This window comes from Ruegeria sp. CDSB113 (genome assembly GCF_059611045.1).
This window is the reverse complement of record NZ_JBXWOU010000003.1, coordinates 36,995-50,571: the sequence shown is the minus strand read 5'-3', so window position 1 is coordinate 50,571 and position 13,577 is coordinate 36,995. Positions and strand designations below refer to the sequence as shown.

Below are 13,577 nucleotides of genomic sequence, written 5' to 3'. Positions count from 1 at the left end.
CCCGCCTCAGACGTCAACGAGGCGTTGTAACGGGTCGCCAAGCTAAATATCGTTCAAAGATGGTCAACGAAGACAAGCATACGCAGCACACTGGCGTGGTCGACAAAAGCGCCCGGGCGCAAAGCAACCGCCAGACAAAGTTGAAAATCCGGATTTCCACTCTGCTGGCGCTGACCATTGGCGGGCTGGTGGCAATATCGGCTGGCGCAGTGCTGTTGGTTTCGACATATGCCAATGTTCAGAACACGACGGAGTTGTTGAACACCTCTGCCGCGATGATCGTCGAATCCATCGAAGACGATATCTTCAGCCTGACAACACCGATTGAGGAATTGGCACAGTCTCTTCAACAAGACGCAAGCACGGGTGAAGTCGATCTGCACGACACCGATTTTCTGAAAGCCTATTTCAAAGGCGTGGTGGCTTCGGTCCCGTATCTGACCGACCTGGCCGTCGTGTATCCTGACGGCAGCCTGTTCATGTCAACACATATCACCGACGTTGAGGGGCCACGTTTTATAACGTCATACGAGCCTCCGGCTGCAGGAACGCTTCGGTATCTTAAAGATGTCAAAGGCTATGATGGTTTGTTCTGGAACGAACCCTTCTTTGACCAGGGCCGGACACATATCTCAGCGACTGTACCTGCCTATAAAGACGGTATTTTCCTCGGGGCCGTGCTCGTATCTTCTACCGTTCACCATTTCTCGGGCCTGGTCGACGAGTTAAGCGGGAAATACGGGGCAACCGGTTTTGTTCTGTACGGGGACAACCGCGTTCTGGCCCATCCCAAATTGCTGAACCTGTCTGCAAACACGTTAAGCTCAAACGCCCCCTTGCATTCGGTCGCTGCACTTGATGACGCGGTCATCTCACAAATGCTGATGCAACCACCCGAGTTTCAGGGCAACGATGGAACATTTGTCGGATATGTGGTCGAGGCGCTGGACGGAGAACACTTGGTTTTGACAAGCATCGTCAACGGCTTCGGATCTGAGCCGTGGGTGATCGGGCAGTATTCTCCACTGAGCGATTGGAGCAACCAATGGTCCCGGCTAAGTGATGCCGCCTTGGTCAGTCTTGGTTTACTGATCGCTTCGGTCATTGCGGCGCTTGTGTTGGCCAGACGATTGGCGGCACCCATTCACAGGTCGACTGAAGAGGCCATCAAAATCAGCGAGCTGAATCTGAACCAGATCGACCACCTGCCCCCCTCTCGGGTCTCAGAACTGAACCTTCAGGCTATGGCCTTCAACAAGATGCTTGACGGGCTGCGCTGGTTTCAAACTTATTTGCCCCGAACCCTTGTACGGCAAATGCTAAAGACCGGAGACCCTAACCTTGTGTTGCCACGCGAAGTCGAACTGACCGTCATGTTCGCCGACATCGTGGGGTTCACACCCGCATCCGAGGCCATGACGCCACAAGCCACGGCAGCAATGCTGAACCGGCATTTCGAGATCCTGAACCGCTGTATAGAAGCCGAGGGCGGAACGCTCGACAAATACATCGGCGACGCGGCGATGGCGTTCTGGGGCGCGCCCCAGGACCAGACGGACCATGCCGAACGCGCCTGCCGGGCTGCAATGGCAATCAAGCGATCACTAGCTGAGGCTGGCGTCGAGTACGGCGTCAAAATCGCGGTGCACACCGGGCCACTGATTGTCGGCAATATCGGGGCCGTCGACAGGATGAATTACACGGTGATCGGCGACACGGTGAACACCTGCGCCCGGATCGAAACCCTGGTAGGCGAGCTGCCAAGTGACGAGCAAACCAGGATTTTGATCAGCGATGCCACAGCCCGACTGATCAGCCCGGCTTTTCATCTGATCGACTGTGGCGAATTCACTGTCAAAGGACGTTCAAGGAAAGTGAATGTCTACCGCCTTTGCGATGCAGATAAGACCCTTGGCCCCTCAGCATAACCTGCAAGAAATTCCAGAGGCCATATAAAGGTCACTCCGTGCGCCGCAGTTGTTTTGGTGTTTTGCCGTATTCGGCCTTGAATGTCTGGGCAAGCGTAGAGGTTGATGCAAAACCGCAGGCAATGGCGATGTCAATAATCGGCATTTGCGAGTTCGAGACCAGGGTAAACGCTTTTTTCAACCTGATCTTTCTATAAAATTTTCCAGGCGATGTGCTCAGGTGCAGCATGAACTGACGCTCTAACTGCCGGGTGGATACGCCCACACGGCGGGCAAGGCTGGCCGTTGGCAACGGGTGTTCGGTGTTTTCTTCCATGATGCGGATCGCGTTTTGCAGCCGCTTTTCCAGGAAGTTCGGGTTCGCGCTCAGGCCTTTGGGTTGCTCTTGCGCGTGGCCCCGAACGTCGTTCAGCATCAATTGACAGGCCAGTTCAGCCCTGTCTTGAGGCTCAAGAACCTCGGCCAGAATGCCGATGATCGCCTCGGCGGTATGACCGTGCCCGGCGCAAGTCAGCACTGTTCCATTTCGGGCAACAAGACTTTCAGAAAGCATGGGGTAATCCCCAATCTCACGCAGCAAACCTATGTCGCGCCAATGTGCCGTGACTGGCCCGGATTGTTGCACTGTCGCCTTGATGTATTCGCGTGCCGCGTCCGAAAACAAGGCAACCGGTCGTTTGTGTTTTTGCATTGCCCGGACGCGTCGCAACCATGTGCTCACATCTCCCAACTGACCGCCCACGACACACAGGCAATCGCTCAGATACTGGTCAGAGATGGCAGGCGTTGCACGTACAATCAGGTCTGAGCAGCTGGACACCAGACCGGGCGTGTCCGACGTAATCTGCCACCGAAAGAGATCGCGGTTGAGAACATCGTTTGCCGTCTGCAAAACGGCAATGATGGACGACAGCTCCAAGTAAGCAAACTCCGCCTGAACAAAAATCTCGAAAGTTATCTGCTGTTCGGTCTGCGATTTGTCTGTGGGTGCTAACATTCGACGAGATCTTGTTGTTCTTTATCAGCGCGATAGCCCCTTATTAGACCCGCTTCGTCTTTAGGGCAGCCGAACATCAATTGGCGAGGGCTTAGTTTGAACCGATCACAGGAATGAAAGCAAGGAGCAAGTCCGCGTGCCCGATCGCAGAGGCTATCGCGACCGAACTCTTCCGACCACAACGGTACGCACCGAAATGCAGGAGCCGGATGGCTTCCGTGACAGGTGTGACCGGAGCAGCGAGCAAGGCGGGCTTGGAATTTCGCGACTTGGCGGTCGACGCGGCCATCCAACGTGGGGAACACTTCAGTTGGAAACAACAAGTTTTCAGCAGTCGGAATTGATAAATGGTGACGTTGCCGATCCTGCCGTTGGAAACGGTCGCCATAAGTCGAAGGTTTTTCGCGACACGCTCACACGGCACCAACGGATACAACATTCAACGTCGGTAATCGGCCAAAGCATAGGGTGCCATCGTAACGAGAAGTTTGTGTCCCTCATGGTGCGTGGCGCACCCATTTTTGGTGCCTAACCATATGCAATTCGCCGATGCTTTCCCAAGTATGTCATATTGATGGAAGACCGAGTTTTGGCGGGCAGTTAGCTTCGCTGCTGGATCGATTCGTGATCTAGTTTCTGACGAATTGGATTGCTCAGCCTGGAAACACTGGCAGCGATGCGCGGAATCCTTTGTGTCCGAATGGGAAACAGTTTTAGCCCAAATTCCCACATTATTCTGCGCCCCTAAGTTGAACGTCAGGTTCGGACACCGCCTTCGGGTGAAACCCGTCGGGACGAAGAGTTATTTTACCATTATTTTTCAATGCAATACACCTCAACCGATTTAGATCGACAGCCGTCAATCCGCGCTGATCCCGCCCCGGCATAGCCAAGAGTCGACAGCCTCGCAGGCATGCAATACCCTTATCTCAATCGAATTCGTTAATTTTTGCCGACGTGTTTCGCCTGAGGGGGTGTTTTGAAAATTTCGTAGGGCAAGTGTCGAAGGCGTGGAATTATCGCGTCTTGCGCTGCGAAATCCCCTCTGATTGTTGTGTGGGGTTGTTATGTTAAATAGTGTTGCTGAAAGCTCTTTGCGTTCATTGGAATTTGATCCGGCGCTGGACCTCTATCAAAGCCTTCTGCGGGTATGTGCAATTGTACCAGACTCTATCGCCCTTATGGGGGATGGTCGGCAGTATACGTATGCGGAAATGGCGGATGCGGCAGACAGGATTGCCTGTCACCTGATGGCTCAGGGCGTACAGCCGGGCGATAAAGTAGTCATGATCACGGGCCGCACGCCAGAGGCCATCCTGACGATGTGTGGCATAATGCGAGCGGGGGCAGTGTATGTACCATTGGATCCTGCCTGTGATTCAAAGCAGTTGAGTTATGTGGTGGCGGATTCAAAACCTTCGACACTCCTGTGGGAAAAGCCCTACGAAGACTTGGCAGTCGAGCTTGCATCAGTCGACATTCCGCGCCTGAACATTTGGGAAATGTTGAAATCTGACCCCGCAGCCAGTTACGACTTTCCGATCCGAGCAGGCGGAGATTCCTGCTGCGTTATGTACACGCCCGGATCAAACGGACAGCCAACAGGTTTGGTTCTGACCCACAAGGCCATTTTCCGCTTGGGATTTGACCAACCGACCGGCCAGATGAAACCCGGTGATGTGTCTCTGGCCAACTCGACCATTGCTTGCAACGTTTCGACCTGGGAAATCTGGGTGCCGCTTTTGAACGGTGGAGCGGTTGCCGCTGTCACCGATCCGAAACCTACTCTGGGCGTTCTGGCGGAAGCAATCTCGCGTTACGATGTCAACGTCGCCTATTTCCATACCGGGCTGTCGCATCTGATGATCGAGCATCACTTGGATGCGCTTGGCGCGTTGCGACAGTTTGGTGCCGTGGGCGATGTCCTGTCTCCTTCGCATGTGCGTCAACTGATGAATGCCTATCCGGAAATCGAAGTCATAAATGGGTATGGGCTGACTGAAAATTCCGTATTCACAACGATGCATCTTTTGACATCGAATGACCTTGACGATCGGCCCATTCCCAATAACCAGCCAACCGGCCATTGCGAGTATTTTGCGCTAGATGGGATCGAACACCGCCTGCGTGAATTACCGATGCTGGTCGATGCCACAGTTGGTCTTGTCACCGCGAAAACAGGTGATAAGCAGATCGCCGCATTCCTGAAACCTGCGGAGGGAATGCCCACTGATCATCAGGCCTTTATCCGCGATGTGATGGATGAGCTGGCCAAAGTCGTACCCGATGGTTGCCTGCCACAGGTAAACCGGGTGCTGACCGAATTTCCCTTGACCGTCGACGGCAAAATCGACCGCGAAGCGTTGGCGCGAAGTGTCGAGGCACTTGAGGACGAAGCCCAAACCGATACCAATGTTTCGTTCCGCTCGAGGCGAAACAAGATGGACCCGGCCGAAGTACAGGCTGTCATCGCCAAGGTCTATGATGAACAGCTTGGCTGCGGTCCATTGAACGATTCTGCAACTTTCTTCGAAGCTGGCGGCACATCACTGCAACTTATCAGCGTAAGCGCTGAAATCATGAAGCGCTTGGGCGTGACATTTGACGTCACCCTGATGTTTGAGACACCGCGATTGCGGTCGTTATCTCAGGCTATTGCGGACTTCGCGGTGAAAAGTCCTGCGGTTGCGGCGAATGCAGATCCTCAGCCGGAACAGCCGGAGAAAACCTCTGCCCAACCAGACCTGCCGGAAGATGCAATTGCCATCGTCGGCATGGCTACAAAGATTCCCGGCGTGAACACGCTGGATGAGTTTTGGACCCATATTCGAAACGGCGACAATTTGATCAGGCCCATCCCGGCAGAAGAGCTGGACGATAGCTTCTCGGTCGAAGAACGAGCGAAAGACAATTATGTTTCTGTCCGCCCAAGCCTTCCCGATGCAGGAATGTTCGATGCCAAGTTTTTTGGCATGCATGCCCGCGAGGCCGCCGTCACCGACCCGCAGGCGCGTATTTTCCTGGAGATCTGCTATCACGCGCTAGAGGACAGTGGGCACGATCCTTGGCGCATGGACCTGCCAGTGGGGGTTTATGCGGGGTGTTCGATGAACACCTATCTGATTCACAATGTTCTGGGTGACCGCAAGGGATCAGAAGACTTTACATCGAGTTTTCAGACCGGAAAATTTTCTGAAGTGACCGGTAATCTGGGCGACTGTCTGGCGACCCGTGTGTCTTACAAGCTGGACCTTAAAGGCCCTTCTATGACGGTTCTGACAACCTGTTCCAGTTCATTGACCGCGATATCCCAGGCGATGATCGCCCTTCGGTCCGGTCAATGCGACATGGCATTGGCCGGCGGGATCTCGATCACCTTTCCGCAAAATCGCGGTTACTTCACGCAGGAAGGCGGGCTTTCGTCTGATGATGGGATTTGTCGTCCGTTTGATACGCAGGCCAGCGGAACCGTATTCGGACATGGCGCCGGGGTCGTTGCCTTGCGGCGCTTGAAAGATGCCGTCGAGGACGGGGACCATATCCACGCCGTGATCCGCGGTGTTGGCATCAATAATGATGGGGCCGACAAGATCTCGTTCACTGCGCCCACCGTAGTCGGACAGGCGGACGCCATCCGCCGCGCCCATGAGGATGCCGGCATTGCACGGGACAGCATCTCGTATATCGAATGCCACGGAACAGCGACGCCGCTTGGTGATCCGATTGAAATCAAAGGTCTGCGTCAGGCCTTTGGGGATGCGCATCCCGAAGGTTACTGTGCGCTGGGATCGGTCAAAGGGAATATTGGCCACCTCGACGCGGCGGCAGGGGTGATCGGTGTGATCAAGACCGCACTGATGCTGACCCACCGCACAATCCCTCCGGTGGCGAATTTCAGCAAGCTGAACCCCAGGATCGAACTGGAAGGATCGGGGTTTAGAGTCCCGGATTCTGTTTCTGAGTGGGCCCCGAACGGCCAGTTGCGGGCGGGCGTCAGTTCATTCGGAGTTGGTGGAACCAATGTGCATTTGGTGATGGAAGAAGCACCGGACCTTCCGCGTGATGCACTGGAAGGCTGTATTCAGTCTATTGTTCTGTCTGCCAAGACCCCGGACGCGCTGGCTGAGATGCAAGAGCAGCTTTTTGACGCGCTAGAGCAGCCCAACGCGCCGCACTTAGCCGATGTCGCCTATACGCTACAGGAAGGACGCGCCGAATTTGAATACCGTCAGGCCGTGGCCGGATCTGATCGGGCAGAGGTGGTGAAAGCCCTGCGCGCGGCCCCGGTCGTGCGCAAACCAGTATTGCAGGGGAACCCGTCGGTTGCCTTCATGTTTCCGGGTCAGGGCTCTCAATACCCGGGCATGGGCAGTGGGCTGTATCGGTCCGAACCGGAATTTGCCCGGTGGATTGATCGGGGTGCGGAAATCCTGCGACCTGTTCTTGGTCTGGACGTCAAGACCATGCTTTGCTTTGGCGATCCCGACGATCAGGATCTAGCGCGCGCGCTGCGCGAAACCCGACTGACGCAGCCCGCTTTGTTCTTGACCCAATACGCCTGCGCACGTTTGTGGATGGATCGCGGAGTAGTCCCGGCGGCGATGATCGGGCACTCGGTTGGTGAGTTCACGGCGGCGGCAATTGGTGGCGTGATGGACTTTGAAACCGGCCTGTCGATCATCGCGAAACGTGGGCAGTTGATGCAGGATCAGCCCGAGGGCGCGATGTTGTCGGTTCGTGCGCCGCTTGACGAACTTGAGGCGCTTTTGGACGGATCTGTCGATATCGCTGCGTGCAACGCGCCGCGCCTGAATGTGCTGGCAGGGGATTTTGACGCGATTGCCACGATGGAGGATCGACTGAAGGCAGCCGACATACCCTGCACGCGCCTGCACACGTCTCATGCGTTCCATTCGCGCATGATGGATCCGGTTTGCGACACACTGAAAATCACGATTTCAGATTTTACGTTGCGACCAACGCAAATTCCTTATGTCAGCTGCGTCACTGGCGACTGGGTCACCGACGGTGAATGCACCGATCCGGACTATTGGGCCAATCAAGCACGGGCTGCTGTAAACTTTGGTGTGGCTGTCTCTAAACTTGCGACCGACGAACCGATCGCTTTGCTTGAAGTCGGTGCGGGGAACACGCTTTCGGCATTCAGTGCGCAAACCTTGTCCCGTGACGCATCAATTGCGATCGTTCAATCCCTGCCGGACCATACAAGGCAGCAAACCGACGAAGTAGCGATGGCAACAGCAATGGGCCGGCTGTGGAGCAGCGGTGTAACCGTGGAGTGGGACAAACTCGGCCCGCGCAGCAACAGACGTGTGCCACTGCCCACCTATCCGTTCCAGCGCAAACTGCATTGGGTGGATGCACCCGCACCAACGAAAATTGAGCCGCAAATCGCTGTCGCCACTCAGCACCCGATTCCAGTAAATTCTGTTTCCAGTTCCAGTGAGATATCCACAGTGTCAAATTCTACTCCTGCTAATCCGATTGACCGCAAACCGCGTTTGACCGACGAAATTCTGGCCATTTTGAGCGATGTGTCAGGTGAAGATCTTGGGCCGGACGATGCGTCGGCTACCTTTTTGGAACTTGGATTTGATTCACTATTTCTTGGGCAAGTCACGCAGCGCCTAAATGCGGACTACGGGGTCAATCTGACATTCCGTCAGTTGCTGTCCAATCACCAGTCAACCGCAGCTGTGGTGGATTATCTGGATAACTTCATGCCGGTTGAAACTGTTGTTTCGGAACCTGACCCGGTTATTCCGGCACCGCCTGGTGAAGCAGCGCCTGTCGCTCCTATGGCCGCAGCAACTTTGATCGAAGGTGCACTGCCGCCCAGCGATGGATCCGTTGCCTCAGTCCTGCAGGCACAGCTTTCTGCGATGCAGACGCTGTTTGCTCAGCAGCTTCAGATGCTGTCCAAGGTTCAGACAACAGCATCGGCAAATGCTGCCAGCGTGACACCGGCCCCACCCGCGACGCAAACCAAGGCCGTCGCCAAAGCGTCTAATGAGCCCGAGGTTAGTTCCGGATTTTCGATCGGGCGCGCGACCAACGTATCCGGCGGAGAATTGTCGCCTGAGCAACTGGCTTTTGCGAAGGACCTTGCAACCCGTGTCAGTGCGCGGCACGCCAATTCCAAGGACTACGTTCAGAGATACAGGCATGTCATGGCTGATCCACGGTCGGCTGCGGGTTTCCGTTCCGAGTGGAAAGAGATGGTGTTCCCGATTGTCGGCGACCGATCGAAAGGCGCGCGGATTTGGGACATCGACGGGAATGAGTTCATCGATCTGGTCAACGGATTTGGGCAAACGGCGTTTGGCCATTCTCCGGACTTTGTTGTCGAAGCTGTGGCCAAGCAGATGGAGCGTGGTTTTGCGATTGGCCCCCAAAGTGATCTGGCCGGTCCGGTGGCAGAAAGATTCGCGAAAATCGTAGGCCACGAGCGAGCGACCTTCTGCAATACAGGCTCCGAGGCGGTGATGGCCGCCATGCGTTTGGCCCGCGCCGTCACAGGTCGGGACCGCATTGTTGTCTTCGGCAACGACTACCACGGCCAATTTGACGAGGTTCTGATCAAAGGCAAAAGCCGGGGCGGTGACAACCCCGCGGCGCTGCCCATTGCGCCTGGCATCCCGCGATCCAGCCTGTCCAACATGGTTGTGCTGCCCTATGGTGCTGCAGAAAGCGTCACGTGGATCCGCGAAAACATCGACGATATCGCAGCCGTTATCGTTGAGCCGGTGCAAAGCCGACATCCCGAACTTCGTCCAAAAGACTTTGTGCGCGATCTACGCGAGATCACGGGTCAAAACAGTACGGCACTGGTGTTTGACGAGGTTGTCACCGGTTTCCGTGTTGGCCCCCGAGGTATGCAGGGCGACTGGGATATTCATGCGGACATGGCAACCTATGGCAAGGTGATCGGGGGCGGTATGCCCATTGGAATGCTGGCCGGTTCCGCCCGGTTCATGGACGCACTGGATGGTGGCATGTGGCAATACGGCGACGACTCGGTGCCCGAGGCGTCTCCGACCTTCTTTGCGGGAACATTTGTGCGCCATCCATTGGTGGTCGCTGCGGTCGATGCCACACTGGATCACATCGAAGCGCACGGCCAGGAGCTGTGGCAAGCCACGGCCGCACGCACAGCCAAGGCCGTCGATCAAATGAACGACATTCTCGAGGCACGCGATCTGCCGCGCTTACTGGAAACGTATTCCAGCTGGTTCGTTCCGAACTTGACGGATCACGATCCAAACGCAGCGCTGTTCTTCCCGCTGATGAGGATGGCGGGTATTCACCTGCAGGTTGGCTATCCAGGCTACTTTACGACGGCCCATACCGAAAAGGATTTCGAGGCGGTTGTGGCTGCGTTCGAAAGCAGCATTGATACGCTCAGATCTGTCGGGATCCTGACCAGCGATGGCGAAGCAATAGCCGCCCGGCCTGCGCCCAAAGCCGGATCGCCGACGAAGGCTATCCCGTTGACCGAAGCGCAGCGAGAAGTCTGGATGACCAGCCAACTTGGCGCGCGCGCCTCTTGCAGTTTCAACGAGAGCACATCTCTGCGACTCCAGGGACCGCTGGACTCAGCGGCGCTGCAGCACGCGTTGAACAGGGTGATCGAACGACATGACGGGTTGCGCATGGTCTTCGCCAAAACCGGAGAAACCTTTGACATCCTCGATCCGTTCGAATTGCCGATTGTATTAGAGGATCTGAGTACGCAGACAGATCCCCAAGCGGCTTTAAATGACCTTCTGAAACGGGATTCGTCGACTGAGATCGACTTGATTTCTGGGCCGCCTTTGCGCGCCTTTCTTGCCCGGTTGTCCCAAGAAGAACATGTGCTGGTGATTAACGCGCATCACATCGTGTGCGATGGGTGGTCGTTTAATGTGCTGGGTTCGGATCTGGCGGCGTTCTATGCCGAAAAGGTTACCGGCACACCTGCTTATCTGGCACCGGCACCCTCGTTTGCTGCCTATGCGGTTGCGCATGCCAGCACGCCAGTGCCCGCAGCAACACGGGCCTACTGGCAAGAGCAATTTACAGAAGCGGTTGAGCTGCCGGAAATCCCAACCGATCGGCCCCGACCTGCCATCAAAACCTTCGCCGGCGCGTCATGCACGGCCTTCATACCAGGGGACATCTCCCAGACCGCGCGAAGGGCTGGTGCTGCGCATGGGTGCACATTGTTTGCCACCCTGTTCGCGTCGCTGCAGATCGTGTTCGGCCGCGTGACAGGGTCGCACGATATTGTCTTGGGTGTACCGACCGGCGGTCAGACGTTGCTGGAAAACAGTGATCTGGTTGGTCATTGCGTGAATTTCCTGCCCATCCGCACCGTTCAAAACCCAACCGCCCCGACGGCTGAGTTTCTGTCGCAGGTGCGCGACAAAGTCATGAATGCATTCGATCATCAGGAATACACGTATGGTACGCTTGTGCGGGACCTGGATATTGAACGCACGCTGAACCGCCTTCCATTGACCGAGATCCAATTCAACCTCGAGCGCTTAGGCGAAGCCGTTGAGATGGGACCACTGAGGGCAACCATGTCGCCCAACCCCAAAACAGCTGCGAATTTCGATTTGTTCTTCAATGTGGTCGAACGTAGCGACGGCTTGCGTGTTGACGTGGACTACAATGCCGACGTTTTTGACGAAGACACAGTCCTACGGTGGATCGGGTATTTTGAAATGGTCCTGTCCGGCTTGGCCACTGATACCGCGCGGCCTTTGTCCGAGATCGCAGTTCAGCCCGCCGAAGAATGCGACTGGATGCTGGAAACCGTCAATCAGACGGCCGAGGACTTGCCGCCGTCGCTGACACTGCACGAGCTTATTTCTGGGACCGCTAAAGCCCGTGGTGACGCGATCGCGGCCGAGGACAATGTCGAAAAGCTCACTTACAGCGAACTGGATCGGCTGAGCGATGCGATTGCCGCTGATATTCAGGCGCATGTGCATGGGTCCGACGGCCGCGTCGCAGTTGCAATGACTCGCTCGGTGCGGTGTTTGGCGGCTTTGCTTGGCGTTTTGAAAAGCGGCAACGCCTATGTCCCCATCGATTATGCCCAACCGGCGTCCCGGTTGCGTATGATCCTTGAAGCGGCAGATGTGGCAGCGATCCTGCATGATCAACCAGTGCTGCCAGAGTTTGCGCGCGACCTTGATCTGACCGAGCTCCAATTTGACCAGATCAAACCAGGTGGCGTTCCGGCTGTGATAAGGGATCAGGCCGATCCGACCGCCTATGTGATTTTCACATCAGGTTCGACCGGTACGCCCAAAGGGGTCGAGATTGGCCACCGCTCAGTTATCAACTTACTGACTTCGATGGCGCACGAGCCCGGTTTCGATCAGAACTCGGTGATGTTGTCTGTGACGACCACAATGTTTGATATTTCAGTGTTGGAACTGTTCCTGCCCTTGCTGCAGGGTGGCCGGGTTGTGATCGCAGCGCAGCAAGATGTATTAGGCGGCTTCCCGTTGGTCGAACGTCTAAAACGTGGCGATGTCACGCATATGCAGGCCACACCTACCCTGTGGACCATGTTGCTGGAGGCCGGACTGCAACCGGGCAGTGACTTGACCCTACTGGCAGGTGGCGAGCCCCTGCCCGCGGATCTGGCGGAAAAACTTCTGGCCAATGGCGCCGACCTCTGGAACGTGTATGGCCCGACTGAAACGACCATCTGGTCGGCAATCTCTTCAGTTAAGCCCGATGGGCCGATCACCATCGGCCATCCGATAGCAAACACCGAGTTGCATATTCTGGGTGCCGATAATTCGCCGTTGCCGATCGGAGCAGTCGGAGAGCTGAACATTGGTGGCGCAGGTCTTGCCAAAGGGTATTTCCGACGGGACGACTTGACCCAGACCGCCTTCCGGGACGTGACGCTGAACGGGCGGTCGCGCAAACTCTACAAAACCGGCGATCTGGCCCGCCGTCTTGCTGATGGCACGATCCAGGTTCTGGGACGCAATGATGGTCAGATCAAGCTGCGTGGATTCCGTATTGAACTGGGCGAGATCGAGGCCGCGATGCGGGCAATCACTGGCGTTCAGGCTGCCGCTGCCGCGTTGCGACCATCACCGCGCGGAGACGCTCAGTTGGTTGGATACATCGTGGCCGCGCCTGGGCAAGAACCCAAACCCGCGCAGCTGAACGATGCATTGGCGGATCGTTTACCCAACTATATGGTGCCGTCGGCTTGGGTGTTCCTACGCAGCTTGCCCAAAACCGGCAATGACAAGCTGGACCGAAAGGCGCTGCCCGATCCTGATGTGAAGGCAACGGTGACGGCCCTACATACCGAACCCAGCACGCCAACCGAAAAGAAGATGGCCAAAATCTGGGAAGCTGGATTGGAGATAGAGAATATCTCGACCTCGCAGACCCTGTTTGCCCTTGGCGCGGATTCTCTGACCGTGTTCCGGATTGCAGCACGCATGATTGACGCTGAACTGAATGTCGAAGCGCGGCACCTTTTGGAGTACCCCTCGATTGCGCGTCTTGCCGCATTTGTAGACAGCCGGACCGAGGATGACAGCGCGCCACGCAAACCGTCCCTTAAATCCTATCGGCGCGGCGCGCGGCGCGGGCTTTAATCGGGCGCA

At 56.2% G+C, this 13,577-nt stretch carries 3 protein-coding genes; 2 read left to right on the top strand and 1 reads right to left on the bottom strand.

All coding sequences use genetic code 11. From position 1 onward, the window contains the following. The first annotated feature begins 59 nt into the window (after window positions 1-59). Window positions 60-1,928, top strand: a complete 1,869-nt coding sequence (locus AC2FIS_RS07085; protein WP_496772570.1) for an adenylate/guanylate cyclase domain-containing protein — start codon at window positions 60-62, stop codon at window positions 1,926-1,928. A 31-nt stretch (window positions 1,929-1,959) separates the two neighbouring features. Here AC2FIS_RS07085 and AC2FIS_RS07080 read toward each other — a convergent pair whose 3' ends face one another. Then, complete coding sequence (locus tag AC2FIS_RS07080; protein WP_496772568.1) at window positions 1,960-2,925, bottom strand: GlxA family transcriptional regulator; 966 nt, start codon at window positions 2,923-2,925, stop codon at window positions 1,960-1,962. 1,067 nt (window positions 2,926-3,992) lie between these two features. Here AC2FIS_RS07080 and AC2FIS_RS07075 point away from each other — a divergent pair. After that, window positions 3,993-13,568 carry an amino acid adenylation domain-containing protein gene (locus AC2FIS_RS07075; RefSeq protein WP_496772566.1) on the top strand — a complete coding sequence of 3,192 codons (9,576 nt, stop codon included), beginning with the start codon at window positions 3,993-3,995 and terminating at the stop codon, window positions 13,566-13,568. The last annotated feature ends 9 nt before the right edge of the window (window positions 13,569-13,577 follow it).

Bases quoted from the DNA above. Each gene is read 5' to 3' on its own strand.
- AC2FIS_RS07085 (WP_496772570.1), top strand. From the start codon at position 60: ATGGTCAACGAAGACAAGCATACGCAGCACACTGGCGTGGTCGACAAA.
- AC2FIS_RS07080 (WP_496772568.1), bottom strand. From the start codon at position 2,925: ATGTTAGCACCCACAGACAAATCGCAGACCGAACAGCAGATAACTTTC.
- AC2FIS_RS07075 (WP_496772566.1), top strand. From the start codon at position 3,993: ATGTTAAATAGTGTTGCTGAAAGCTCTTTGCGTTCATTGGAATTTGAT.